General features: G+C 47.4%; 26 protein-coding genes and 1 pseudogene. 10 read left to right on the top strand and 17 right to left on the bottom strand.

Annotated features, from left to right (window positions below; translation table 11 throughout):
• Nucleotides 1–215: pseudogene (locus AC1DXC_RS13720) on the top strand (IS4 family transposase); the annotation flags it as partial.
• An 87-nt stretch (nt 216–302) separates the two neighbouring features.
• Here the strand turns inward: AC1DXC_RS13720 and AC1DXC_RS13715 are convergent.
• From AC1DXC_RS13715 to AC1DXC_RS13705, 3 genes are all read right to left on the bottom strand, one after another.
• A complete protein-coding gene (locus tag AC1DXC_RS13715) occupies nt 303–1,115 on the bottom strand; it encodes an enoyl-ACP reductase FabI (RefSeq protein ID WP_477459710.1) in 813 nt (270 codons plus the stop codon).
• A 420-nt stretch (nt 1,116–1,535) separates the two neighbouring features.
• Nucleotides 1,536–3,209, bottom strand: coding sequence for a DNA repair protein RecN (gene recN / locus AC1DXC_RS13710; RefSeq protein WP_477459709.1), 1,674 nt, complete (start codon nt 3,207–3,209; stop codon nt 1,536–1,538).
• 441 nt (nt 3,210–3,650) lie between these two features.
• A complete protein-coding gene (locus tag AC1DXC_RS13705) occupies nt 3,651–4,028 on the bottom strand; it encodes a transmembrane 220 family protein (RefSeq protein WP_477459708.1) in 378 nt (125 codons plus the stop codon).
• Between the two features lie 130 nt (nt 4,029–4,158).
• Between AC1DXC_RS13705 and AC1DXC_RS13700 the strand changes: the two genes are divergently transcribed.
• Both AC1DXC_RS13700 and AC1DXC_RS13695 read left to right on the top strand, forming a co-directional pair.
• The gene (locus AC1DXC_RS13700; protein ID WP_477459707.1) at nt 4,159–4,341 is read left to right on the top strand and encodes a hypothetical protein; all 183 of its coding nucleotides are present in this window, start codon (nt 4,159–4,161) and stop codon (nt 4,339–4,341) included.
• Nucleotides 4,342–4,357: 16 nt separating this feature from the next.
• Complete coding sequence (locus AC1DXC_RS13695) at nt 4,358–5,143, top strand: hypothetical protein (RefSeq protein ID WP_477459706.1); 786 nt, start codon at nt 4,358–4,360, stop codon at nt 5,141–5,143.
• 36 nt (nt 5,144–5,179) lie between these two features.
• Here the strand turns inward: AC1DXC_RS13695 and AC1DXC_RS13690 are convergent, their stop codons facing one another.
• Complete coding sequence (locus AC1DXC_RS13690) at nt 5,180–5,695, bottom strand: YdeI/OmpD-associated family protein (RefSeq protein WP_477459705.1); 516 nt, start codon at nt 5,693–5,695, stop codon at nt 5,180–5,182.
• Nucleotides 5,696–5,827: 132 nt separating this feature from the next.
• On the opposite strand from AC1DXC_RS13690, the gene AC1DXC_RS13685 reads away from it, so the two are divergent.
• A complete protein-coding gene (locus tag AC1DXC_RS13685) occupies nt 5,828–6,256 on the top strand; it encodes a nuclear transport factor 2 family protein (protein ID WP_477459704.1) in 429 nt (142 codons plus the stop codon).
• A 56-nt stretch (nt 6,257–6,312) separates the two neighbouring features.
• Here the strand turns inward: AC1DXC_RS13685 and AC1DXC_RS13680 are convergent, their stop codons facing one another.
• Both AC1DXC_RS13680 and AC1DXC_RS13675 read right to left on the bottom strand, forming a co-directional pair.
• Nucleotides 6,313–6,969, bottom strand: coding sequence for a GDSL-type esterase/lipase family protein (locus AC1DXC_RS13680; protein WP_477459703.1), 657 nt, complete (start codon nt 6,967–6,969; stop codon nt 6,313–6,315).
• The gene (locus AC1DXC_RS13675) at nt 6,966–7,460 is read right to left on the bottom strand and encodes a cytidine deaminase family protein (protein ID WP_477459702.1); all 495 of its coding nucleotides are present in this window, start codon (nt 7,458–7,460) and stop codon (nt 6,966–6,968) included. The genes AC1DXC_RS13680 and AC1DXC_RS13675 overlap by 4 nt, the downstream gene beginning before the upstream one ends.
• Nucleotides 7,461–7,555: 95 nt before the next feature.
• Between AC1DXC_RS13675 and AC1DXC_RS13670 the strand changes: the two genes are divergently transcribed.
• Nucleotides 7,556–8,002: a DUF4019 domain-containing protein gene (locus AC1DXC_RS13670; RefSeq protein ID WP_477459701.1), complete on the top strand. Its 447-nt coding sequence runs from the start codon at nt 7,556–7,558 to the stop codon at nt 8,000–8,002.
• Nucleotides 8,003–8,067: 65 nt separating this feature from the next.
• On the opposite strand, the gene AC1DXC_RS13665 is transcribed toward AC1DXC_RS13670, so the two are convergent.
• The 3 genes from AC1DXC_RS13665 to AC1DXC_RS13655 form a co-directional block, all read right to left on the bottom strand.
• Nucleotides 8,068–8,487, bottom strand: a complete 420-nt coding sequence (locus AC1DXC_RS13665) for an SMI1/KNR4 family protein (RefSeq protein WP_477459700.1) — start codon at nt 8,485–8,487, stop codon at nt 8,068–8,070.
• Nucleotides 8,488–8,498: 11 nt separating this feature from the next.
• Nucleotides 8,499–10,391 (bottom strand): DNA topoisomerase IV subunit B, encoded by a 1,893-nt coding sequence (locus AC1DXC_RS13660; protein WP_477459699.1) that lies wholly within the window; start codon nt 10,389–10,391, stop codon nt 8,499–8,501.
• Between the two features lie 99 nt (nt 10,392–10,490).
• Complete coding sequence (locus AC1DXC_RS13655) at nt 10,491–11,159, bottom strand: hypothetical protein (RefSeq protein ID WP_477459698.1); 669 nt, start codon at nt 11,157–11,159, stop codon at nt 10,491–10,493.
• A gap of 112 nt (nt 11,160–11,271) precedes the next feature.
• On the opposite strand from AC1DXC_RS13655, the gene AC1DXC_RS13650 reads away from it, so the two are divergent.
• Together AC1DXC_RS13650 and AC1DXC_RS13645 are read left to right on the top strand one after the other, a co-directional pair.
• A complete protein-coding gene (locus tag AC1DXC_RS13650; RefSeq protein ID WP_477459697.1) occupies nt 11,272–12,609 on the top strand; it encodes an APC family permease in 1,338 nt (445 codons plus the stop codon).
• A gap of 280 nt (nt 12,610–12,889) precedes the next feature.
• On the top strand, nt 12,890–14,809 hold the full coding sequence (locus AC1DXC_RS13645; protein WP_477459696.1) for a glucosamine-6-phosphate deaminase: 1,920 nt from the start codon (nt 12,890–12,892) through the stop codon (nt 14,807–14,809).
• 244 nt (nt 14,810–15,053) lie between these two features.
• Here AC1DXC_RS13645 and ftcD read toward each other — a convergent pair whose 3' ends face one another.
• The 5 genes from ftcD to AC1DXC_RS13620 are packed head-to-tail and all read right to left on the bottom strand — an operon-like array spanning nt 15,054 to nt 21,717.
• On the bottom strand, nt 15,054–16,730 hold the full coding sequence (gene ftcD / locus AC1DXC_RS13640; protein ID WP_477459695.1) for a glutamate formimidoyltransferase: 1,677 nt from the start codon (nt 16,728–16,730) through the stop codon (nt 15,054–15,056).
• Nucleotides 16,731–16,734: 4 nt separating this feature from the next.
• Nucleotides 16,735–17,970 carry an imidazolonepropionase gene (gene hutI, locus AC1DXC_RS13635; RefSeq protein WP_477459694.1) on the bottom strand — a complete coding sequence of 412 codons (1,236 nt, stop codon included), beginning with the start codon at nt 17,968–17,970 and terminating at the stop codon, nt 16,735–16,737.
• 46 nt (nt 17,971–18,016) lie between these two features.
• Nucleotides 18,017–19,690, bottom strand: a complete 1,674-nt coding sequence (hutU, locus tag AC1DXC_RS13630; RefSeq protein ID WP_477459693.1) for a urocanate hydratase — start codon at nt 19,688–19,690, stop codon at nt 18,017–18,019.
• The gene (gene hutH, locus AC1DXC_RS13625) at nt 19,668–21,227 is read right to left on the bottom strand and encodes a histidine ammonia-lyase (protein WP_477459692.1); all 1,560 of its coding nucleotides are present in this window, start codon (nt 21,225–21,227) and stop codon (nt 19,668–19,670) included. Before hutH ends, hutU begins: the two co-directional genes overlap by 23 nt.
• Nucleotides 21,220–21,717: a MarR family winged helix-turn-helix transcriptional regulator gene (locus AC1DXC_RS13620; protein ID WP_477459691.1), complete on the bottom strand. Its 498-nt coding sequence runs from the start codon at nt 21,715–21,717 to the stop codon at nt 21,220–21,222. Before AC1DXC_RS13620 ends, hutH begins: the two co-directional genes overlap by 8 nt.
• 153 nt (nt 21,718–21,870) lie before the next feature.
• Between AC1DXC_RS13620 and AC1DXC_RS13615 the strand changes: the two genes are divergently transcribed.
• The 3 genes from AC1DXC_RS13615 to AC1DXC_RS13605 all read left to right on the top strand — a co-directional run bounded on the left by AC1DXC_RS13615 (nt 21,871) and on the right by AC1DXC_RS13605 (nt 23,085).
• On the top strand, nt 21,871–22,338 hold the full coding sequence (locus AC1DXC_RS13615) for an SRPBCC domain-containing protein (RefSeq protein ID WP_477459690.1): 468 nt from the start codon (nt 21,871–21,873) through the stop codon (nt 22,336–22,338).
• Nucleotides 22,339–22,400: 62 nt separating this feature from the next.
• Nucleotides 22,401–22,631: a UPF0175 family protein gene (locus AC1DXC_RS13610; RefSeq protein ID WP_477459689.1), complete on the top strand. Its 231-nt coding sequence runs from the start codon at nt 22,401–22,403 to the stop codon at nt 22,629–22,631.
• Nucleotides 22,609–23,085, top strand: coding sequence for a PIN domain-containing protein (locus AC1DXC_RS13605; protein WP_477459688.1), 477 nt, complete (start codon nt 22,609–22,611; stop codon nt 23,083–23,085). The genes AC1DXC_RS13610 and AC1DXC_RS13605 overlap by 23 nt, the downstream gene beginning before the upstream one ends.
• Before the next feature lie 76 nt (nt 23,086–23,161).
• On the opposite strand, the gene atpG is transcribed toward AC1DXC_RS13605, so the two are convergent.
• From atpG to atpH, 3 genes are all read right to left on the bottom strand, one after another.
• Nucleotides 23,162–24,067, bottom strand: coding sequence for an ATP synthase F1 subunit gamma (atpG, locus tag AC1DXC_RS13600; RefSeq protein WP_477459687.1), 906 nt, complete (start codon nt 24,065–24,067; stop codon nt 23,162–23,164).
• Between the two features lie 130 nt (nt 24,068–24,197).
• Complete coding sequence (gene atpA / locus AC1DXC_RS13595) at nt 24,198–25,772, bottom strand: F0F1 ATP synthase subunit alpha (RefSeq protein ID WP_477459686.1); 1,575 nt, start codon at nt 25,770–25,772, stop codon at nt 24,198–24,200.
• A gap of 33 nt (nt 25,773–25,805) precedes the next feature.
• A complete protein-coding gene (gene atpH, locus AC1DXC_RS13590; protein WP_477459685.1) occupies nt 25,806–26,354 on the bottom strand; it encodes an ATP synthase F1 subunit delta in 549 nt (182 codons plus the stop codon).
• Nucleotides 26,355–26,393 lie beyond the last annotated feature (39 nt).

Genomic DNA, 26,393 nt, shown 5'->3' with positions numbered 1-26,393 from the left:
ACGTATCTCACCTGGTTTCCCTTAATCAAAATGGACTGCAGGTTATGTTATATATGACATTGATAACCAGTATGCTGGTGTTGATCTACAAAAAAGGGAATAAACAGGGCTATAAAACTTCCAAAAGACGATTTGCTATGGAAGTCAGAGACTTGGCAATCGCTCTGATCGTTATACAATGCGGCGGTGATCCAGGCCTCTTTTTTAAAACATAAAAAATGGCCGGAATTTCTTCCGACCATTCGTGCCGGTTGGGCGCCTTTTTTGTGAGCCCTCCCTTCCGGGGAGGGTTTGGGTGGGGCTTATTTTTCCATCTGCTCTATCACCGCCTGGGTAACACCGGTGTAAGAGAAGCCACCATCGTGGAACAGGTTCTGCATGGTAACCATACGGGTAAGATCGCTAAACAGGGTTACTACGTAATCTGCACATTGGTCGGCATCAGCATTACCCAGCGGACTCATCTTTTCGGCGTAGTTTACAAAACCATCAAAGCCTTTAACGCCGTTACCTGCTGTAGTACGGGTTGGCGACTGCGAAATGGTATTTACGCGTACGTGTTTTTTTACACCATACTGGTAGCCAAAGTTGCGGGCAATACTTTCCAGGTAAGCCTTGTTATCGGCCATATCGTTATAATCAGGGAATACGCGTTGGGCAGCAATGTAAGTTAAAGCAATTATCGAACCCCACTCGTTAACCGCGTCATGCTTCATAGCTACCTGCATTACACGGTGGAAGCTCAGTGCCGATATATCAAGCCCTTTGTGGGTAAATTCGTAGTTATTGTCGGTATAAGGGATGTTTTTGCGCACGTTTACACTCATACCTATCGAGTGTAGGATAAAATCCACACCGCCGCCAAAATGCTCCATGCTTTTAACGATAAGGTTGGTAACATCCTCGTTGCTGGTAACGTCAGCAGGAATAACAGGGGCATTACATTCCTCTGCAAGTTTATTCAGTTCGCCCATGCGCAGTGCCAGCGGCGAGTTAGTCAGAACTATTTCGGCACCTTCGGCCACGCAGCGTTGAGCCACTTTCCAGGCGATAGATTGCTCGTTAAGCGCACCGAAAATAATCCCTTTTTTACCTTTTAATAAATTGTAAGCCATTGTTTTTGGTTTTTATAATGCGGCAAAGTTATGTTTTTTTGTTGGAAGTTTTAATTATCTCCACAGCGTCATTGCGAAGCACGAAGCAATCTCTACGTAAGCAGAGCCGCTCTGCAAAGTCGCTTGTCCTGAGTAGAGATTGCTTCGTGCCTCGCAATGACGCGGCTTTTTAAAAACGTTATTGGCGATGCCTGCGGCCCGGGCTATGCACTGCAACTCCTCATTCCGCTCTGCTGATAGAAGCAGCGCTTCATTCCGGGGTTTCCGCTGCTATCCCTATCGCATTTTTCTGAACCGTTGATTTAAATGATTTTGAGATTTCGCTGATGCCCGAAAAAAAAGCTACCGCACGAGCGAAGCGTATCTCGTGGTTGCGTATGGCAAAAGCATCCTGCTTTCGCCATAGCAACGTTAAAACAATTACCCGAACAGGCCGATTTTCACTCCTAAAAGTTCTCTCGCATTCTGCAGTGCGCTCTCGCCCGGTTTATCGCCGCTGAGCATTTTAGCAATCTCCAGCACGCGCTCGTCATCGCTTAATTTTTTGATGCAGGTTTTGGTGGCTACGTCTGTATCGTCTTTATAAACAAAGTAATGGCTTTTGCCTTTGCCTGCAATTTGGGGCAGGTGGGTTATGGTAATTACCTGCAGGTTTTGCGCCAGGCGCTCCATCACCTGCCCTACTTTGTTGGCCACCTCGCCGCTTACGCCGGTATCTATCTCGTCGAATATGATGGTAGGCAGCGCAGTATATTCTGCAATGATGGATTTTATGCTGAGCATCAGCCTGCTCAACTCGCCGCCCGAAGCCACCTTGCTCATATCCGCCAAGGCATGGCCCTTGTTAGCGGAGAAAAGGAATTTTATGCCATCGAGGCCTGTTTTACCAAGTTCGGCAAGCGCTGCTTGCTCTATCTCTAAAACAGAATTACCCATACCCATTTCGGTAAGGTTGGCCAGCACCTTCTGTATGATAACCGGGATGGCCTTTTTACGATTGGCGGAGAGCTGTGCGGCCAACTCTTCAAGCTCTTTTTGTGCCGCAGCTATCTGTTTTTGAAGCTTTTCTACAGCTTCGTCGCCAAAAACGGCTTGTGCTATTTTCTCTGACAAATCTGCCTGAATGGCGAGTAACTCCTCGTTACTGTTTACGCGGTGCTTTTTCTGCAGGTTATACAGCAGGCTGAGGCGGGTGTTCACTTCTTCGGCGCGGGCATCGTTGGTTACGGTGCGCTGCTCGATGATTTCTATCTCTGCGGCAATATCTTTCAGTTCTATCAGCGTGCTTTTGAGTCGCTGGTGCAGCTCTTCTACCTCGCTATCGTATTTTTCTACGATGGACAATTGCTGCCCCGCTTCGCGCAGCTGTATAATGGCCGATGCCTCGCCCTCGTGCATCAGGTAGTGCGCACCAAGCAGGTTACGTTTTATTTCTTCGGCGTTATTAAGCGCGTAAAGCTCTTTCTCCAGGCCCTCCTGCTCGTCGGCAGCCAGACCGGCTTTCTCCAGTTCATCAAATTGAAACTGGTAGTAATCCAGATCGGTTTTGGCTTTGTCGCTTTGCTCTATCAGTTGCTGCAGCGCCGTTAGCGATTTGCGGTAGGCTTTATATTTGCTTTGGTAACCGGCCAGTAATTCGCCATGCCCCGCAACGCCATCAACAACGAGCAGTTGAAAATCAGGGTCGTTTATTTCTTGGGTGGCATGTTGCGAGTGGATATCGATAAGCTTCTCACCAAATTGCTTCAGCAGGGTAAGGTTAACCGGGGTATCGTTGATAAAAGCACGCGATTTGCCATCGCTCGAGATTTCGCGGCGCAAAACGGTATCGTCCTCATGGTCGAGGTCGTTATCTTCGAAAAAGGAGTTGAGGTGAAAACCCGTTATTTTGAACGAGCCTTCTATCACGCATTTTTTTTGCTGATTGAAAAAGTAACGGCTCTCGGCACGTTGGCCCAGTATAAGCGACAAGGCACCCAGGATAATGGATTTACCCGCCCCTGTTTCACCCGTAAGGATATTGAGCCCCTTATCGAACTTAATCTCAAGGTTGTCTATCAGCGCGTAGTTTTGTATGGTTAGCTTTTGAAGCATAAAAAAGTACCCTTTTTTTGGACGCACTAAATTACGAAAAGATACTTAGCTGCGAACTCCCGTTTGAAAATTACTAAAAAAAATAGCAACCGATAGTGCCACGGCAAAACACGGGTCTTGGCGTGTACAGTTTGTCCAGTTTTATTTTATAGAAATATTGGACAAACCTGTGAAAATCGGGTCGGCCAGCGATGAGCTTACATGCTGGTTTATCGCCCTTGCGGCAGGCCAAAATTTCCCGAAAAATCTTCAAAAATCTTCGTTTTTCTTAATTTTTAGGCGTTTTCAGAGATTTTTCCGGCGGCACTCAAAAATGGCCTTATTTGCATGGAATGGTAGTTTTTGACTAAATATCGTGTTTGCCGACCGCGAAATTTTTCCAGCTTTTTCCAATAAATTGCACTTTTTTAGCTATGATTTTCCAGGAATTTCCAGCCTGTTTTACTTCCTGGCCAGGCGTTTCATGTATGCCCAGTTTACCGCTATCACCACAATCAAAATTACCAGGCCGAAGAATTCGCGGCTTTCTTCTATCCAGGGTTTTTCGGCTTTCATGGTTTGAACCATGCTTTCATGGTGATGTTCCTTAATCCAATCAATAACGCCGGTTTTATCAAAAAACAAGTAAGCCGCGTATGCGCCATAAACGATAACGCCGGCGAGGTACGCCTTAGGGTAGAATTTCTTTTGCGATGCGAAGTAGCAAAGCGCCGCGCTGTACAGATAGATAGGCATCCAGATGTAAGGGTCGGGGTCGTTATACTGCAGGGCCGCGAAAACGATGAATATGAAAACGAATACGAGGTTAAAGATCTTCATTTTGATTTGGGGGCTTGTGGGTTTAATCTAGTTATCGGGAACGAATTTCGATAATTATGGCTGATTTATGCAAATAATAAAGCGGCATTCACCGTGGTAATTTTCTTACAGTTTTTTTGTAAATTCGGATATGGGTACAGTAGACTATTCGGATTTGCAAAATCACGCTGAAGAAGATGACTGGGGCGGGCTTTCGGAACAAGAAATCGAAGGCATCAAGGCAGGCTTAAAAGACGTAGCTGAAGGTCGGGTGCACACACACGAAGAAGCGATGCGCCGGATAACGGAAAAGCTAAAACATCTAAGAAAGTGAGCCTATCGTTTTTAAAATGGGGAGCGTAAACAAAAAGGCAAAGGAAAAAATGCACGTCAATGCATTTTTAAGGAAACTAGACTTAGTGGATTTTGAATTGGCTGAAATACCCGAAGAACAGGGTGATTTTACTTTGTTGATTAACAAAAAGAAGATAGCTATTGAAGAAACCCAATTATTATATGTTACAGATGACGGTCTGTCGAGAATGCAATTCAAGAAAAATTGCCAATTTATTGTACAAAAATCCGAAGACTTATTTAAACGTTTGGACTTTAAACAGGAACTCGAGGTTCGAGTTTCATTTTTAGATAATTCCGGACTCATCCATTTCGATAAAGATTCAATGGTAAAGTTTTCCGATATTGAAAGTTTAGCGGAATCAATTTGCAAATTAGTTGTAAAACACTGTCCTCCAGTTGGTGCATATATAAGCCTTGATCACTACGATATGGAACTTTCTGTTACTTTACCTCGAAAGATCGACAGTATTCGTATAACAGACGTAACGGGAAAATGGAAAGGCTTTTTTAGTACATCGGGTGGATATATGGTGCCGAGATTGACTTCAGAAAACATCCAGCAGAAAATAGATAATAAAGAACTAAAGGCAATTAAATATAAAAACCTGTACGATGAATTTTGGTTATTAATAACTCTTAATACCTTCTCTTTTACTGGACATTACGATTTGGACTATATCAATGAAGTAATTAACCATAATTTCATAAGTTCATTCGACAAGCTGTATCTATACGACATGGGCACTAATGAAAGTTTTGAATTAAAAATATCCAAATAAAATTAAAGTCCTAAATGGCCTCTCTATCTTTCGTAATCACCCCTCCCGCAGCTTTTTCTTCTCCCGCAGCATCATCCCGTAATCCATCCTGCGCAAGGCAGCATTAACAGTACTCGCTATCCTGTTAGCGCGGGTTTCTTCTGTTTTGGCATCGTTTATCCATTTGATAAAATACCCCTGGTGCGATTTGGTGAGGCTGTTGAAGTAATCCGCAGCCTCCGGTTCAAAGTCGAAACATTCCAGCAGTTCTTCGGGTATCTCCAGCTTAAAATCCGGGTCGAATTCCAGGCGTACCCGTAGCATCGCCCCCCTGCTTTTGCGGAAGCCCTTACGCATCCCCTCGTTCAGCGGCAATATAAAGGTACCATCGCCATGCGGCAGCAAGGATTTACCAGCAATGGCAAATTCATCTAAAAACCCCCTTACCCTGAACGAACGCTTATCATTTGGTTTTAGCTGCATCGCAATATCGGCAGGGATGATAATGTAGGTCCACCCGGTTTTATCGCCGTAATCGCCAAACTGCAGGATGAGGGTACTAAAATCAACCATAGCCAAATATAGCGGATAGATAAGGCAATTGTTAAATGTTTGTTAAATGGAATAATTTAACACTTCGGGGTGTAACACTTCGGTTGCTGGCAGCATCTTATGAGTATAAAATCAACCAAATAAATAGAAATCATGAAAAACCTAAAATCAATCGTACTCGGCTTAGCCCTTTTATTAATATGTGGTGCCGTTAACGCAAACCCAATCAACGAAAACGACAACCTTACTGCAACCCACGCCATAAATACCTATGTTGACGCCATTACCCGCGGCAAACTAAACGGCCTTAACGACGTGCTCGACCAGTCGGTAAAGTTCAGTATGCTGCGCGGCACCAAAGTATTAAGCTTCGATAAAAAGCAGATGATGGAATTTTTTAAAGGTGATAAAAACGTAGAGCAGGCCTGCACCACCAGCACCGAAATTGTTACAAGCAATGCCGACGTGAAAGTGGTAAAGGTAGATATGAAATTCGACGGCTTTACCCGCAGCAATTACGTAACCGTTGCAAACACCGGCGATGGCTGGAAGATTACCAATGTGTATAGTGTTTTTAAATAATTATTAGTTTAGTTTAGTGTTTAAGTGTGAGGCCCCGCAGTAATTGCGGGGCTTTATTATTTTACGAAGGGCTGCAATACCGCCTGCCATTTATCGTAACCGGTTTTATTAAGGTGCAGCAGGTCGCTCTCGAACAAGCTCGAATCGGGCTGCATGGTGGTTGGGTTCAGTATGACCGATGCCACGTCGATATAATGGCCCTTCTTTTTGCCGGCCAAAAACGTCTTTATCTGTGCGTTGGCAATATTTACTTCGCTTAGGTACTTGGCCCGGCTTGGGCTGGGTTTAATAGCCATAAAATAAACCTCGGTATTGGGCAATTTACTGCTGATGATGGCCCAAAGTTTGGTAAACTCAGCGGCCACGAAGGCCCCCGATTTATCGGAGGCGATATCGTTCTCGCCCGCGTAAACGAATATCTTCTTTGGCCGATAAGGCAGCAATATATAAGGCGTGTAATAATCTACCAGCTGCTCCAGCGTGCAGCCGCCCACACCGCGGCGGATGATGGGCTTATCGCTAAAGCGTTGCTCCAAATCGGTCCATTTACGGATGGAGGAACTGCCAATGAACAGGATGCCGTCCTTCGGCGGGAATTTGAGGCTGTCCTGATGTTTGAAATCGCGAATCTCGTTATCGAAGGGGAAGCCGGTTTGCGCCCGGGCAATGCCTGTGGCCGCCAAAATAAAAAGTACTATGATCTTGATTTTCATACTGCCTGCGATAATCTATCCTCAAAAAACATAAAAGGCATCAGGCTGTGCACCCCATCTATGGCCCAAACCGGGCCGCCTATGCAATATAACAACATTTTAAAAGGGCTGTTTTGGCGTTTTTCGCATTCGGCCATTACCTGCAGGCATGCCCCGCACGAGGTTACGGGCTTCAGCAGTTCAAACTCGTCGGTTTTTGCCGTAACGGCCATAGCAACGATGGGGTCATCGGCATATGCGGTACCCCAATGGAACAGGGCCACGCGCTCGGCGCACAGGCCGCTTGGGTAGGCCACATTCTCCTGGTTGCTGGCGTGGATAACTTTACCGCTTTTAAGCAGCAACGCGGTCCCCACCCTGAATTTGGAGTAAGGCGAATGCGACGAGGCCAGGGCTTTTACGGCTTCCAGGCAAAGATTATGGTCTTCGGTGTTCAACTCCTCAACCGAATCGTATTCTTTAAAGGCTATTTTTATTTCGTGTTCTGTCATCTTGGTAGCCCGTCTGAAAAAGAGGGGGATACAAGATAAGAAAAAAAACTAACGTTCAAAATATTGACCTAAATAGTGATATATTTAAATCCGATATGAAGAACCTCAAACCATTCGCAATCGCCGTTACAGTACTGTTGCTATTTTCCTGCCAGTTTAATAGCTCCTACGTTAATAGGGTAGAAGACAAAGACGCTGCGGAAAAAATAACCAACCAATATTTCGACCTGCTTAAAGCAAAAAAATACGACGAATCGTTCGCATTGTTTAGCGACAAGTTTTGGACAGTAACCTCGAAAGAAAAAACCAAAGAAATATTTACAGTAACGAACAAAAAACTTGGCGCATTGGTAGATATTAAACTAGACCATTGGGAAACGAGGCGAGTAGAAGGCACGAATCCGTCGGCGGAATATATTTTGTATTACGTAAATAAATATGAAAAATACGATGCAAAGGAAACGCTAAGCCTAACCAGAGAAAGCGATGGAAAAATAAAAATTATTGCTTTTAATATTAATTCTGAAGGCTTCTTTAAATAAAAACAAGATTGAGGCACCTGCCATTGCCACACTTTACCTGCGAATCAAAAGGGAATAAAAATCTATTATTCAAACCACGCCTTACCCTGTTCTAATCGGCAAAGCATATCCGAAAAGGAATCACCAATGTCAATATGGTATGCGCAATCTAAATCGATAAACGGGGAAACAACGAGCCTGTACTGCTGGTCATTGAATGCAATGCCAATAAATTCGCTACCGCCATTGCTACCAATAGCAATCGTTTCGGGGAACGAGGATAAAATGTCATAATCTTTGTTTAGTTGCAGCAACTCGTCTACATCCCAAAGAACTACATATTCTAATCCGATAAAACCCTCAAACCCTTTATAATTCAAAAGATAATACAGATAGTCCTCGGGCAATTGAAATCCAATTTCGCTTTGTATTAACTGAATGTTTTCAGCAGGCGTAACCTTTTTTTCGAAATTATACCTGGCAAAAATGGCATTCAGTTCCGTCATATCAAGCCTAACTAACTCGCCACCGGCAATTCGCTGCTATCCAGATGCCCGGCTACCAATGGGTTTACGCTTTCATCGTCTTTCTCTACACGCAGGTTGTTTACGATATGCATTTGGCGGGCAGGGGTATTCTTGCCCATAAAATATTCCAGCAAGGCTTTGATGTTGGCATCCTTCAAAAACACCGGATCCAGCCGGATATCCTTACCGATGAATAAGCCGAACTCATCGGGCGATATCTCGCCCAAGCCTTTAAAGCGGGTTATCTCTGGCTTATTACCCAGTTTGGCAATGGCGTTGCGGCGCTCTTCGTCGCTATAGCAGTAAATAGTTTCTTTTTTATTACGCACGCGGAACAGGGGCGTTTGCAGGATAGATACGTGCCCTGCCTTCACCAAATCGGGGAAGAACTGCAAAAAGAAGGTCATCAGCAGCAGGCGGATGTGCATCCCGTCCACATCGGCATCGGTAGCAATTACGATATTGTTGTAGCGTAGGTTATCTATGCCGTCTTCAATGTTCAGCGCATGCTGCAGCAAGTTGAATTCTTCATTCTCGTAAACCACTTTTTTGGTGAGGCCGAAACAGTTCAGCGGCTTACCCTTTAAGCTGAATACGGCCTGGGTTTGCACATCGCGTGATTTCGTGATGCTCCCGCTGGCCGAATCACCCTCGGTGATGAACAAGGTGGTATCTTGCTTCCGCTCGTGGTTATCGTCGAAATGCAGTTTGCAATCGCGCAGCTTGCGGTTGTGCAGCGATGCTTTCTTGGCGCGGTCGTTGGCCAGTTTCTTGATCCCCGCAATATCCTTACGCTCGCGTTCAGATTGCAGTATCCTTGCCTTTAAGGCATCGGCCGTAGCCGGGTTTTTGTGCAGGTAGTTATCCAATTCGCGTTTTACGAAATCGCCGATGAACGTACGTACCGATGGCCCATCCGGCCCTACGTTCTGCGAGCCCAGCTTGGTTTTGGTCTGCGACTCAAAAACCGGCTCCTGCACCTTTATGGCAATAGCGGCAACGATGGATGCCCGGATATCCGAAGCCTCGAAATCCTTGCCGTAAAATTCTTTCACGGTTTTTACCACCGCTTCGCGGAAGGCCGCCTGGTGGGTACCGCCCTGCGTAGTGTTCTGCCCGTTTACGAAGGAGTAGTACTCCTCGCCGTACGATTGTCCGTGCGTCATGGCTATTTCGATATCGTGCCCCTTCAGGTGTATGATGGGGTAACGCAGGTTCTCAGCGTCGGCGTTGCGCACCAGCAAATCATAAAGCCCGCGTTCCGAAAGATATTTTTTACCGTTGAAGTTGATGGTAAGCCCGGAGTTGAGGAACACGTAGTTCCATATCATATTCTCCACAAACTCGGGGATGAAGCGGTAATGGCGGAAGATGGTATCATCGGGCACGAAGTTGATGGCCGTGCCATTGCGTTGCGCAGTCTCTTTTTCAGGCTCGTCGCGTGTTAGCTCGCCTTTCTCAAATTCGGCAATCTTAGTGCGCCCGTCGCGATAGCTCTGTACGGTGAAGAAGTTAGAAAGCGCATTCACCGCTTTGGTACCCACGCCGTTCAAACCAACTGATTTCTGGAAAGCCTTGCTGTCGTACTTACCGCCGGTATTTATCTTAGATACGCAATCGATTACTTTGCCCAGGGGGATGCCTCGGCCAAAATCGCGCACGGATACCTTGTGCTCGCCCATGTTTATCTCAATGGTTTTGCCCGAGCCCATCACGAACTCGTCTATCGAGTTATCCACGATTTCTTTTAACAATACGTACACGCCGTCGTCGTACGCCGAGCCGTCTCCCAGCTTACCGATGTACATGCCGGGGCGTAAGCGGATATGTTCTTTCCAGTCGAGCGACCGGATGCTGTCGTCATTATAATTGCTCTCTGCCATAAATCTCCTTAAAAAAAGGCGTGCGGATGCGCCCGTTGCAAAAATAAACGTCCCGCATTTAAATCCGTATCAAAATGCGCTAACTTATCAACATTCGTGTTACTTGAGGTTGAACTTGATGCAATTACTGGCCCTATCGATGTTCTTGAAAAACTCCGGGCCTTTATCGTTGGTAAAGCACACGGCTATGATGGTGCCGGTGTGGGCTTTTTGCAGGGTAATAAGCAAACCGTATTTGTAGTGTTTTGTGACGACCATATCCTGCAGATTGAGCAGATAGCTGCGGCCCGCGTCGGCACGATAGCGAGCCAAATACGGTGCCGGGATGCTCTTCTGGAAGTAGCCACTTTTATCGCCGGTGAAGCCCATGGCCTGTGCGGTGCCCATGCCCTGGTATAACGAATCGGGGTTATCCTGCCCGCTTTGCTTGCTGCCTATATTGCGCAGGTACGATGCATAGTTCTCTTTTTGCGATTTCACCTGAAACCATATCTCAAACTCCCTGCCCGGCAGTTCCATAGCGTAATCGAAAGAAAAATCTTCGTCATCGGGTGCGGGTATCTCCCTGAAGCCTTTCGGGAAGGTGAACACGGCGTTGGCGCGCCTGGCTATCTCCTTAAAATTCTGCAATTGGGGGCTCTCATATTGCCGCTTTGAGGCAGCGGCAGTTTTTTTCTTGCCGACGAGATGCTTGTTGCCCTGTGCAATTGCGGGCGCAATGCAAAACAACAAGATGCCGATAAGCAATATTTGTTTAATTTGCCTCAAAATAGTTCAATCAAGCAGGTAATACAAAAAATCAACCAACGAATTTAATCGAATTTAAGCAGTATTTACAATTTACTTATAATATAAATTTAAAAAATAAACGTTTAGCTAAATGAGCATAAAGCCCAAATTGAGCCGTTTCGACCTTACCATGATCGTGATAAGCCTGGTAATTGGCATGGGCATCTTCGGCACGCCTAGCGATGTTGCCGTTAAAGCGGGCAGTACCTGGGTATTCTTCGGTGCATGGATATTCGGTGGCATCGTGAGTCTTTGCGGTGCCCTCACCTTTGCCGAAATCGGCGCGCGCTACCCCACCACCGGCGGTTTTTACAAGGTGTTTTCTTACTGCTACCACCCTGCGTTCGCATTTATGATCAACTGGGTGCTGGTTATCAGCAACGCAGCCTCGGTTGCGGCGGTGGCTCTTTTGGGTGCCGAATATATTAACCCCATCCTGCTGCCCGTAAGCCTCCAAAGCAGCCTGGGCACCAAGCTTACCACTATACTTACGGTACTTGTATTATACGCCATTAATTTCCTGGGGATAAAGCTAAGCGCCCGCGCCCAAAATGTGTTGACCATTTTTAAGGCAGGAATGATATTGGTGCTATGCACCGCCATCTTCAAAAGCGATGCACAACCCGTCAATCCAATTGCAGCAATCCCCCATAGCGGCAGTTTGATAACCGCGTTCGGACTAAGCCTTGTGGCTGTGTTTTTTACTTATACCGGCTATGCGCAAACCATCAATTTCGGCGGTGATATTATCAACCCCAAAAAGAATATCCCGCGTTCTATCTTCATCGGGATTGGGGTGGTGATTGCCTTATACCTGGCCATTAATTATGCCTATTTCGCCGTATTGGGCCTTAACGGCTTGCAGCAAACCCACACGCTTGCGGCTACCATGGCCGGCGTATTATTCGGCGCTATTGGGGCAAAGATTACTTCCATACTCATGTTTGTATCGGTAGTGGCTTATGTAAACGTAAATATATTATCCAGTCCGCGCGTGTATTACGCCATGGCCGAGGATGGCATGCTGCCAGCTATTTTTAAACGGATAAACCCCAAAACGCAGGTGCAGGAATTCGGCATGAGCTTTTTTGTGTTGGCTATATTGGTTATCTTGTTTTTCGTGGGCACGTTTAGCGATATGTTGCGGTATGTAATGTTCTTCGAGACTATCGGCGTATCCATTGCCGCAATGGCCATTTTTATCCTCCGCAAAAAAACGAAAGGTTTGGATACCGCGGGCATTTACACCATCAAATGGTTCCCGTTGGTGGTGCCTGTGCTTTTTATACTGGCTTACTGGTTCGTTACCATCAATATCTTCATTTCGTTTAAAGAGAACCCGTACGCTGCGTTGTTTTGCCTGGCGGCTTATGCGCTGGGGCTGGTGATTTACTATATCAGCCGAGGGAAGAAACCGGAACTTGCATAAATCTTCCTTAACATTTCGATGCCCGATTACTCGGGAACGGCCTTTCTATCTTAAAATAATCTTTTTAAATTATTTTAAGAAGTATTTTGTTTTATCAAATTAACTTTAGTAAGTTTGTAACAATGATGAATATCCTATCATTAAATATCGCGTACTACTTTTCCTCGTTAAGGGAATTAAATTTTATAGTTAATTGGTTGGTAAATCCCCGCTTCGGTGGGGATTTTTTTTGTGCTAATTTTTTAGGAGTAAAATACAAGCAAAATATATCTGAATTTTTATGGCAAGATTAAATTTACTGGAAGAGACACGGTATGAAAAGCTGCCGGTTAGCGTTTATGCCGACCAGAAAGCGGCCTCGCTGGCGGTAGCGGCAAGGATAGCTGCGCTGATTCGCGGCAAGCAGGCTTTGGGGCAGCAAACCGTGTTAGGTTTGGCCACCGGCGTTACGCCAATAGGCGTGTATGCCGAGCTCATCCGACTGCATCGCGAGGAAGGGCTGTCGTTCAAGGATGTGATCACCTTCAACCTGGATGAGTACTACCCCATGAAGCCTGATGCCGCCCAGAGCTACGTCACTTTCATGAATGAGAACCTCTTCGACCATATCGATATCGATAAAAGCCTGGTACATATCCCCGATGGTACCCTGGCGCAGGAAGATGTAGCGGCTTTCTGCCTGGATTACGAAAGGCAACTGTCGGAACTGGGCGGGTTGGATTTGCAGCTATTGGGTATCGGCCGTACCGGCCACATCGGCTTCAACGAGCCGGGCTCTGCGCCAAACTCGGGCACAAGGCTGGTGACGCTTGACGATTTGACCCGCCGCGATGCTTCGCGCGATTTCGGCGGTAAGCAGAACGTCCCCACCAAAGCCATCACTATGGGCGTAGGCACTATCTTCAAGGCAAGGGAGATTATCCTGATGGCCTGGAGCGCCAAGAAAGCATCCATTATACGTAAGGCTGTAGAAGGCGAGATATCGGGCGACGTGCCTGCGACCTTCCTGCAACTTTCCGACCATGTGGAGTTCGTACTGGATGAAGGTGCGGCATCGGCTCTCACCCGCTTCGATACGCCATGGCTGGTAAAGGATTGCGTTTGGGAGAACGCTTTGATCAAAAAAGCGGTTATCTGGCTTTCGGGCACCGTTGGTAAGCCGATACTGAAGCTGACCGAAGAGGATTACAACAACCATGGCATGGCGCAACTGGCCGTAGAGCAGGGTCCTGTTTACGATATCAATATCGACATCTTTAACCAGATACAGCATACCATAACCGGCTGGCCGGGCGGTAAGCCGGGGGCCGACGATAGCCAACGCCCGGAACGTGCCGAGCCGGCGCGCAAGCGTTCCATCGTATTCTCCCCGCACCCGGACGACGACGTGATCTCGATGGGCGGCACGTTCATCCGTTTGGTGGACCAGGGGCATGATGTGCACGTAGCTTACCAAACATCGGGGAATACCGCCGTTTGGGATGATGACGTGCTGCGCTACGTGGAGTTTGCGATCGACTTTAAGGAGAGCGTAGGCGAGGATACAGCGGAATTAAAAAAGCTTTACGGCGAGATGCGCCATTTTATCGAGAACAAACTGCCTAACCAGATAGATACCCAGGAAATACGCAACGTAAAAGGCTTCATCCGCAAAACGGAGGCCATAGCAGGGGCGAGGTTCGCGGGCGTGCCGGATAGCAATATCCATTTCCAGGCTTTGCCTTTCTACGAAACTGGCAAAACCAAGAAAAACGCCGTAGGCGAGGAAGATATCCTGTTGACCATGGAGCTCCTCCAAAAAGTGAAACCCCAGCAGGTATTCGCAGCAGGCGATTTCGCCGACCCGAACGGCACGCATATCGTATGCTTCAACATCATCCTCGCTGCCTTGACCCGCCTGAAAGAGACCGAAGATTGGGTAAAAGATTGCTGGATGTGGCTTTACCGCGGGGCCTGGCACGAGTTCGCTACCCACGAGATCGAGATGGCGGTGCCGCTTTCACCTGCCGAGGTATTGCGCAAGCGCGATGCTATCTTCAAACACCAAAGCCAAAAGGACCGCCCCGTATTCCCGGGAGACGATGCCCGCGAGTTCTGGGTACGCGCCGAGGACCGAAACCGCGAGACTGCCGTAAATTACGACAAACTCGGCATGGCCGAATATGCGGCCATGGAGGCGTTTGTGAGGTATCATTACTAAGAGAAATCAACTAAATCTCACATATATCCTAAGAGGCGCGGGCAACCGCGCCTCTTTTTGTTTTCCTAGAGACGCAATATTTTGCATCTCTACCTTTAAACCACCGTGTCATTGCGAGCGATAGCGCGGCAACCTCATAGGACATTCCGGCCTGCAAAGTTTGCCACCTGTCTTATGAGGTTGCTTCGTGCCCCGCAATGACATGGTTAAAAAATATTTATTGAAGAAGCAAAATATTGCGTCGCTACAAGCCTATCTTCTCATTCACCAACCGAATTATTTCTGCCTCGGCAGCAATGGCCTGTTGCTCCAGATGCTCTCCCTTATTCAAAATATCATCCACGAATGCCTTATCCTTATACCCCGATGCATTTATCTTCACGTTCATAAAAGCACCCAGCACGGCCGAGCGGGCGCAAAGGGCGGCCACACCCGCATCGCTAACAGAATTTGGGTTGCCTGTTTCCACCATCGCTTTTATCAGCGTTAAGCTTTCAAACGCGGTTTGCATTACCTTGAAGGGTATCTCGATAGCATATTTGGTCGCATCCTGTATGGCCTTATCGCGGGTTGCCTTTTCTTCATCAGTACCTTTCGAGAGGCTAAATGCTTCCATAATTTTATTGAACGCCGCAGTATCCAGGTCAACAAGTCTTAACAATTCATCTTTATAAGCCTGCCCCTGCTCCGCCCAGTTGCTGAACTCTTCCCAGCGGCTATCCCAGCCTTTTTTATGCGAGGACAAGTTAGCTACCATTGTAGCCAGCGATGCACCCAAAGCGCCCATATAAGCCGAGATAGAGCCTCCTCCCGGCGCAGGGCTTTCACTTGCGGTTTCATCTGCAAAGGCGGTTAAGGTCATGCCAACCAACTTGCTTGCTACGACATCCTGCAACAAGTATTCGATAATTCGCTCACGCGGATTAAAAGGCCCCAACTCATCCAGGCCCATCGATTTGATGGCGATCTTGATCAACTCTGCCTCGCTCACCCCTACCGAGCGCTGCTGCTTCCGCAAGAAATATTTACCGGCATCCAGCATGGCTTTCAGGGGTATCAGGCCCACAAGTTCACTGCCTGTTACGCGGATACCGCGCTCATTGGCTTTTTTGCAAACCTCATCAAAAGCGATGTGAATAGGCGTAACCTCAATATTGGTAAGGTTCATGGAGATTTGCGCAACACCGTATTCCTCAATATACCAGCCAATCGCCTTCACACTTTTCAGCGAGCCGGGGATGCTTTTTGGTTTACCGTTCTCATCGGTAACTACTTTGCCGTTTTCCTGCATTACCCTGCCAGCCTCACGTACGTCAAAGGCAATGGCATTTGCCCTGCGGGTGCTGGTGGTATTCAGGTTTACATTATAGGCTATCAAAAACTCGCGCGCACCAATTACCGTTGCACCGCGTTTAACGTCGTTCTCCGCCGGGCCAAAATCAGGCTTCCATTGCGGCAGCTTTATTTTTTTGAAAAAGCCTTCGTACTCGCCTGCCCGAATGATGGATAGGTTACTGCGGCTCTTATCTGCTTGCGCATACTCGTATAAATACGCTGGAATCTGCAACTCTTCACCCACGCGTTTGGCCAGTTGTTTGGCGTACTCAGCAGTCTCCTCCATCGTAATATTGGCAATCGGTATCAGCGGGCAAACATCCGTAGCGCCCATCCGGGGGTGTTCGCCTTTATGCTTGCTCATGTCTATCAGTTCGCCCGCTTTTTTTATCGCCAAAAATGCAGCGTTTATCACCGCCGACGGTTCGCCTACAAAGGTTACTACGGTACGGTTGGTTGCCTTGCCGGGGTCAACATTTAGCAGGCGAACGCCTTCCACCGTTTCAACCTCATCGGTTATTTGTTTAATGATAGCCAGGTTTACGCCTTCGCTAAAATTGGGTACGCATTCTATTAATTTATTCATTGGGTCATTGAGTCATTGGGTCATTGCTGCTGGTCCACACTGTGGATGGTTTCAATTTCCCTTGGTAATATAATATTTCGCGGTAATCTGCACAGGGGTAGGCCTGCATATCGGCAAGCATTCCGGGTGCTAATATACCGCGGTTTGTTATTTTTAAAGCGGCGGCGGCTCGATAGGTTAACCCCGCAAATACTTCGGCTGTTGTTAATTTTTCGGAGGCGCTCATTACTGCCGCCTGCATCAGCAGGTCGCCCATTGGGGCCGAGCCGGGGTTCCAGTCGCTGGCTATGGCAAGGCAGGCACCGGCATCCAGCAGTTTGCGGGCGGGTGCGTACTGCATCCCCAACCCTAAGGATGCGCCGGGCAAAGTTACCGCAACGGTATTGGAATTGGCCAATTGTTTTATTTCGGCTTCGCCGGATGCTTCCAAATGGTCGGCAGATAATGCGCCGACCTCAACGGCAACTTTGCTGCCGGCGGTGGTAAACTGGTCGGCATGCACGGTGATATCAAAACCCATATCTTTGGCTTTATTCAGGTAAAACAAAGCATTTTCTGCGTCAAAAGCGCTTTGTTCAATAAATATATCCACACGGTTGGCAAGGTTTTCCTGCTTCACTACCGGCAACAACTCGTTCAGCACATATTGCAGGTATCCGCTTTGCGACCCATTAAAATCCTTGGGCACCATGTGTGCTGCCAGGCAGGTAGGTACCAATTTTGCATTAGTTTTAGCTGATGCCGCTTTAATAGCATGCAGTTGTTTTAACTCTTCGCCCACATTTAAACCATAGCCACTTTTTACTTCTATGGTGGTTACGCCTTCGGCCAGATGGCGGTTTACGCGTTGCGCCAATGAATCTTCCAGTTCGCATTCCGTTGCCAGCCGCGTTTGCGTAACTGTATCCCATATCCCGCCGCCGCTTTGGGCAATCTCCAGGTAGGTTTTACCCGCTATCCGCATGGCATAATCCCTCGCCCGGTTGCCGCCGAAACAGATATGCGTATGGCAATCTATAAAGCCGGAGAGCAATACCTGTTCGCCTGTTACTTCTTCTTTTTCGACCGCTGGATTTTGTTTACGTACCTCTTCAAAATCGCCCACAGCCAGTATCAGCCCATCCTCCACCAACACACCGCCATTGCTTATAATGTGCAGTTGCTCGTCCCTCAGCACGCCTTTTAAAGGCATGCCGGTTAAGGGGAGTATTTGCTTAAACGGGCCTATTAGTTTTTTCATTCTTATTATTCATTATCCACGCGATGACGATGTGATAAAATTCGGCTCACCACACCTTCAATCCAAACCTATCCGCCCATTCGCTGGCTTTATCGTAACCGGCATCGGTATGGCGGAAGATTCCCATCGCCGGGTCATTATGCAAAACGCGTTTGAGGCAGGTTGCGGCCCGGTCGGTGCCGTCGGCAACAACCACCATGCCCGCATGCTGCGAATAACCCATACCTACCCCGCCACCATGATGAAACGATACCCAGGTTGCCCCGCCTGATGTATTCGCCATTAGGTTCAGCAACGGCCAATCGGACACCGCATCCGAGCCATCCTTCATCGACTCCGTTTCGCGGTTTGGCGATGCTACCGAGCCGCAATCCAAATGGTCGCGGCCAATTACTATCGGCGCTTTAACTTTGCCGCTTGCCACTAATTCGTTCAATATCAGCCCAGCCTTTTCGCGTTCGCCCATGCCCAGCCAGCAAATGCGGGCGGGTAAGCCCTGGAAGGCGATTTGTTTTTGCGCCTTCTCCAGCCAGTTGATCAACGGTTTATTTTCGGGGAAGGCTTCTATCAATGCCCTGTCGGTTGTATAAATATCTTCCGGGTCGCCGCTGAGGGCTACCCACCTGAACGGCCCTTTCCCCTCGCAAAAAAGCGGACGGATAAAGGCCGGTGTAAATCCCGGGAAATTAAAGGCATCCGGCTCGCCACCCTGCCGTGCAAATTCGCGCAGGTTGTTGCCGTAATCAAAAGTAATGGCGCCCTGTTTCTGCAACTCCAGCATAAAACCAACATGGCGCGCCATGCTTTTTAGCGAAAGGCGTTTGTATTGTTCCGCATCTGCTTTGCGCAGATCCAGCGCTCCGTCTAACCGTAACCCGTTGGGAATATAGCCATTCAATGGGTCGTGTGCCGAGGTTTGGTCGGTAAGCATATCGGGCACGATGCCGTCTTTTATCAAATGCTCCAGCATATCGCCGGCATCGCTCACCAAGCCGACTGAAAGCGTTTCGCCTTTAGCCATGGCTTCCTTTACCCAGGCAATTGCCTCGTCGTAGGAGTAGGTCAGTCGATCTATGTATTTACTATCTATTCGTTTTTGGATGCGGCTTGCATCCACATCGGCACCTAAAAATACTGCGCCGGCCATAGTTGCAGCCAGCGGCTGTGCGCCCCCCATACCGCCAATGCCTGCGCTCACGATGAGTTTCCCGGTTAGGTCGCCACCGAAGTGCTGTCGGCCTGCTTCCACAAAGGTTTCGTAAGTGCCTTGCAATATACCCTGGGTGCCAATGTATATCCAGCTGCCGGCGGTCATTTGCCCGTACATCATCAACCCCTCGGCACGGAGTTTATTAAAATGCTCCCAGGTTGCCCAGGCGGGTACCAGGTTGCTGTTGGCTATCAAAACCCTAGGCGCCTGCGGATGGCTACGGATGATACCCACCGGCTTGCCCGATTGTACCAACAAGGAATGCTCCTCGTCCAGTTCCAGCAAAAGTTCTATAATTTTCCTGAGCGATTCCGGGTTGCGGGCTGCCTGGCCGATGCCACCGTACACCACCAGTTCGTCGGGGTTTTCGGCTACCTGCCCGTCGAGGTTGTTCAGCAGCATCCGCAGCGGCGCTTCCGTTTGCCAGCTTTTGGCGTGCAGTTGGTTGCCCACCGGTGCTTTGTACACGGGGTGACTGGCGTATGTTTTAATAAATTCCGAACTCGTCATCGTTGTTTAAATTGATGTTATGTTTTTTGGCGGCGGCGTCAGCTACCTGCTGAAACTCGCCGCTTGTAATCAGTTGATGTAGGGCATTGATATCCTCCGCAAAAATCCTGTCTTCATTTATAAATGGCACATGCTTGCGTACCAATTGGTGACAAGCCTCGATAACAGGAGTTGATAGAAGCGGCCTGCGGAAATCCAGTGCCTGCGCGGCATAAAGCAGTTCGATAGCCTGGATGTATTCGATATTGTCCAGCACCATGTGCAGCTTGCGCCCGCTAATAGAGCCCATGGAAACATGATCCTCCTGCCCCAGCGAGGTGGGCACACTATCGGCACTGGCGGGGAAGCAAAAGGTTTTATTTTCGGTAACCAGCGCGGCAGTGGTGTACTGGGGTATCATCAGCCCGGAGTTTAGCCCGGCACCATTAGTTAACAATTTTGGCAGACCGTAACGCCCTTCGCTCATGAGGTAGCAGCGCCTGTCGGCAATGTTGCCTAATTCGGCAGCGGCAACGGTAGCATAATCTAAGGGCAATGCCAATGGCTGCCCGTGGAAATTACCGCCGCTGATGGTGTCCTCCGCAGAAAAAATAACGGGGTTATCGGTAACGGAATTGAGTTCTATCTCCGTCAATTCTTTTAAATGCAGCCAGGCGTTGCGCGATGCGCCATGCACCTGTGGCATGCAGCGCAGCGAGTATGGGTCCTGCACGCGATTACAATCTGCATGTGCTCCATTGATGGCCGAGCCATCCAACAGGGCGGCTAAGCGCTGTGCAACGTGCTTAGTGCCTTTGTATGGCCGGATGGCATGCAGCCTTGCATCAAAGGGGCGCGAGGAGCCCATCAACCCTTCCAGCGACATCGCTCCAACCAGGTCGGCTACATTTAAAGCATTGTTTAATCGCTCCACCGCCTTTATAGCGAACGCCAAAATAAACTGCGTACCGTTGATGAGGGCAAGCCCTTCTTTGGGGCCAAGCACCAATGGCTGTAAATTGTGTTGCTGTAATATTTTGCCTGCGGGATGTTTTTCATCGCCAACAAATACTTCACCCAAACCTAATAGCGGCAAAAATAAATGTGCCAATGGGGCAAGATCGCCCGAGGCACCTACCGAACCTTTTTCGGGTACTACAGGTATCACATCGTTATCAACATGCCATATTACCCGTTCCAATGTTTTGGGTGAAATGCCTGAATAACCCTGCGCTAGTGCCTGTACTTTGGTGATAAGCATGAGTTTGGCTATCTCCTGCGGGATGGGTTTGCCCACCCCTACGCTGTGGCTTTTGAGGATATTACTTTGCAGCAGGCTGGTGTCTTTTTCAGATATGCTGGTATCGCAAAGCGGCCCGAACCCGGTGTTAATACCGTAAACCGGCTTTTGCGCGTGTACTATCTTCTCCACCTCTCTCCACGACCGTTCAATCTTGCCCGTCGCTTCTGTGTTGATCCCTCCTTTCACCTTACCCGATGCGATATCGAGGGCTATACCTATAGAAAGGTGCTGTACACCATAATTAAAATTAGTCATGGCCCACTGGGTTTAATTTTCCACTTATACTATTTGCAAAATCCGCCGAACGGAAGAGGTTTTCCATTGCCGAGATAGCGGGCAACAGCTGCATCGCGGTAGCATCGCTTCCGGCAAGCTCGGTCATGCTGCTGTTAATAGCTTCCCAAATAGGGAGTATTTGATTAAGAATGGCCTTCCCTTTTTCGGTGAATTGTACCAACTGCCTGCGGCCGTCATCGACACAAACCGAGGTTTCTACGATATTTTTATTCTTCAGGTTGGTAATCAGCTGACTTGCCGCCGGGTGCGACACCTCGGTTTGTTCGCTCAGTTCTTTGATGGAAAGCGACTCGTTCTTCGATAGCAAATAAAACACCGGGAACCAGCTGGCTTCAAACTCGATGCCTTCATTCTGGTAAATACGGTTTATTTCCGCCAAAAAAGTTTCGCTCATCCGCCGTAAGCGGCTGCCTAAAACCAGGTAACCTAAGCTTTGGTACAAATTCATGGATGCAATTTATATAAGTACTTATATAAATGCAAGGATTATTTATTAACAGCGCGGTTAAATGTCTTAAATCAACCGAAAGAGGCCGCATTTACACCGCATCACCTAATCAATTAACATGCATCTTTGTTATAATCAATTAAAATTCAACCCATGGAAAAGCTGACATTCGACGTTGAGATAAACGCCTTGCCCCAAAAAGTTTGGGAGGTACTTTTTACTGATGAGTACTATCCAAAATGGACCGAAGTTTTTTGTGAAGGCTCGCACGCTGTTACCGACTGGCAGCAAGGCAGCAAAGTACTGTTCCTGGATAATAAAGGTAGCGGCATGATTGCCTTAATAGAGAAAAGCGACCCCGGTAAGCGGATGGTATTTAAATGCACCGGCGAAGTAAAAAATGGCGAGGATGACTACGAGAGCGAGGGCGCACAAATGGTGAACGGTGCAACGGAAAGCTACACACTGGAAAACCACGACGGCACAACCCTGCTTACCGTAGAATTGGCCGGCGGCAGCTTCCCAACGGGGGTGATGGATTTTTTCCGTGATGCTTGGCCAAAGGCGCTGGAAAAGGTGAAAGAGCTGGCAAGCGCCCGGCGCCCTGAAGGGAGCTTTTGATTTGCCTGATTAGCTTGCCGTAAAAATTATTTTGTATCTTTATAATACTTAATTTTTTGTTTATGACCACAATGACACTCCAGGTTCCGGATGCTCTTGAAAAAGAACACGACGAAACCGTGCGTTTTTTGGCGGCGAAATTATATGAGGCTGGTAAATTATCATTAGGCCAGGCAGCGGAAATGTGTGGAATGAAAAAGTGGGACTTCCCGGAAGTGCTCGCAAAATTTGATATCCCATATTTTCAGTATACTGCCGAGGATGTTATTAATGAAGCAAACAACATCCGTTAAGGCCGCATTAGTTATCACTGATGCCAGTTGTTTAATTGTACTGGATAAGATCGGTCACCTTCATTTGCTGCCGATGTTGTTTTCGGAAGTGGTTACCACACCGGAAATTATTGTAGAATATGGCAGTGCCGCACCCGAATGGATGCAAGTAATTGCTGTAGCCAATAAAACTCTCCAAAATGATTTTGCAAACATTGTTGATGCCGGAGAAGCCAGCGCATTCGCGCTTGCTCAAGAAATAAAAAGCGACTATGTGATAATCGACGATATGCAAGCACGAAAACTGGCCGCAAAACTTGGGTTAAATATTATAGGCACTTTAGGCATTTTGCTAAAAGCAAAACAAGCAGGGTTTATCACACTGCTTAAGCCTGTACTTGAACAAGTTGAAAAAACCAACTTTAGAACTACCACTGCATTAATTCAATCCGTTTTACGTGATGCGGGTGAGTGATATAAATTCGTATTAAACAAGAAAGGCTCTCCAAATGGAAAGCCTTTTTGTTTAATATTATTCGATAAGCAATTTATCAACCACCCAATGCTGCTGCACCGCTTACAATTTCGGTAAGCTCGGTGGTGATGGCTGCCTGGCGGGCCTGGTTGTATGAAAGTTTTAGGGCTTTCAGTAAGTCGCCGGCGTTTTCGGTTGCTTTATCCATCGCGGTCATACGTGCGCCGTGTTCAGATGCGTTAGAATCCAATACTGCGCGGTACAACTGTATCTTGATGTTCTTTGGTATCAACTGCTCTACTATCTCTTCTTGCGAAGGTTCCAGTATATAGTCAACCTGTGCCTCTATCTTGGCATCTTTTGTTTTCAGTACTTCTTCCTTCTTTGCTTCTGGTTTTGGTACCGGCAACAACTGCTCAGCAATCAGGTATTGAACGGCCGCGTTGCGGAAGTGGTTATACACCAACTCTACACGGTCGTAATCGCCATTGATGAAGCCCTGCATTATCGATTCGGTAATCTTCGATGCGTTGATGAAGTTCAAATCCAGGTACAAGTCGTTATTGTTGCCGATAACGTTGTACTTGCGACGCTGATAGTATTCCTGGCTTTTTTTACCGATAGCTACGATAGATACGTTGCCCGCTTTAAGCTGTTCGCTGTATTTCTCTGCTATCAGGTTATTGGCGGTTTTGATAACGTTGGTGTTGAACGCACCAGCCAAACCACGGTTTGATGATACAACTACAACCAGTACACGTACCGGCTCGCGTTCCTGCAGGTATGGCGATGCGCCATCCTCTAAACTTGCCGATAAGTTCGCCAACAAATCTTTCAACTTATTAGCGTAGGGGCGCAATTGTACGATAGCATTGGTTGCCCTTTTCAGCTTCGCTGCCGAAACCATTTTCATGGCCTTGGTGATCTGCTGCGTAGAGCTTACCGATGATATCCTGTTTCTTACTTCTTTTAAATTAGCCATTCTTTTTGAGATGTGAGATTTGAGATATGAGATGTGAGATTAACTCACACCCCTACTCCATCTTATCTTTTTAAATGCTATCTGCGAGAAAGAGTTGTCTCAAATCTCACATCTAACATCTCATATCTAATTAATATTTACCTGCCAGTTCTTTAGCTACTGTTTCCAGTACGCCTGTCAACTGGTCGTCGAATTTACCTGCTTTCAGGGCAGCCAACACTTCCGGGTGGCGCGCCTCTAACTGACTGGTGTATTCGCTTTCGAATTCTTTGATTTTATTAACCGGTACGTTACGCATCAGGTTTTTTGTACCTAAGTAGATTATCGCAACCTGCTTCTCAACCGTTACCGGTGAGTACTGCGCCTGCTTTAAGATCTCTACGTTACGTGCACCTTTATCGATTACGTTTTTGGTAGAAGCATCTAAGTCCGAACCGAATTTAGAGAACGCTTCCAACTCGCGGTATTGAGCCTGGTCAAGTTTCAAGGTACCGGCAACTTTCTTCATCGATTTGATCTGCGCATTACCACCCACACGAGATACCGAGATACCTACGTTAATTGCGGGACGGATACCTGCTAAAAACAAGTTCGACTCCAGGAATATCTGCCCATCGGTAATCGAGATTACGTTGGTTGGGATATATGCTGATACGTCACCTGCCTGTGTTTCGATAATCGGCAATGCGGTTAACGAACCACCACCTTTTACGATGTGCCTGATCGACTCTGGCAAATCGTTCATCTGCTGCGCAATGTTATCGTTAGCATTTACCTTTGCGGCACGCTCTAATAAACGGCTGTGCAGGTAAAACACGTCACCAGGATAAGCCTCACGGCCCGGTGGGCGACGAAGTAATAATGATACCTCGCGGTAAGCAACAGCTTGCTTAGAAAGATCATCATAGATGATCAAAGCAGGCCGACCTGTATCGCGGAAGTACTCGCCAATTGCAGCACCTGCAAACGGTGCAAAGAATTGCATGGTAGCAGAGTCAGAAGCGTTAGCCGCAACGATGATAGAGTATGGCATAGCGCCGTTCTCTTCAAGCGTGCGTACAATGTTTGCAACGGTAGAGGCTTTTTGGCCGCAAGCTACATATATACAAGTTACCGGCTTGCCGGCATCATAAAACTCTTTTTGGTTGATGATGGTATCGATACAAACCGCAGTTTTACCTGTTTGACGGTCACCAATAACCAACTCACGCTGGCCACGGCCGATAGGGATCATTGCGTCGATAGCTTTGATACCTGTTTGCAGAGGCTCGGTTACCGGCTGGCGATAGATAACACCCGGAGCTTTACGCTCCAAAGGCATTTCGTAAGTTTCGCCAAGGATCGGGCCTTTACCATCAATAGGGTTACCTAAAGTATCAACAACACGGCCAAGCATACCTTCACCTACGTTGATAGATGCAATACGATTGGTACGTTTTACGTTATCGCCTTCTTTGATATCGTCAGACCTTCCCAGCAATACCACACCCACGTTATCTTCTTCAAGGTTCAAAACGATACCTTGCAAACCGTTATCAAATTCAACCAGCTCACCTGATTGTACTTTAGTTAGTCCGTAAACACGTGCAATACCGTCACCCACCTGGAGTACGGTACCCACTTCTTCTAATTCAGATTCTGACTTGAAGCCTGCTAATTGCTGACGCAAAATTGCCGATACTTCGTCTGGCCTTACCTCTACCATTTTTCGAATTTATTTTAGAGTTTTAATTTAATATTATTTAGTTGCAGCTTGTGCAAAGTCTTTCTTCAATTTCTTTAAGCTGGTGGCAATGCTGGTATCAACCTGCCTGTCGCCAACCGTAAGCACAAAACCGCCTATTAGTTTAGGGTCAACTTTATCGGTTAACTTAACAGTACCGCCAATGGCTGCTTGTACATCCGCCAGCATTTTAGCTTTGTTGGCTGCTGATAATGGCGATGCGGTAGTAACCCTTGCATTGGTAATGTGGTGTTTCACGTCGTAAAGGCCAATAAATTCGATAGCGGTAGTGTATAACACTTCGCCACGGCCTTTATTCACCATGATATTTAAAAACGCGATAGTTACCTTGCTAACTTTAGGGCCAAACACTGCGGCCAGTATGCTTACCTTTTTGCTGTGCGAGATGATAGGGTTAGCTAAAACAGCACCCAACTCGGGGTTTGCCTTTACGGTTTTCAGGAACAGCTCCATATCGCCTTTAACCGCTTCAACAGAGTTCTGCTCTGCGGCTAAGTCAATCAATGCTTTTGCGTACCTTAATGCTACTGTTACTTCTGACATATTCTTTATTGAGATGTGAGATTTGAGATGTGAGATGTG

Source organism: Mucilaginibacter sp. P2_D11 (assembly GCF_056404435.1).
Note: the sequence above shows the minus strand (reverse complement) of the source record. Positions and strands in the feature narration are given on the sequence as shown.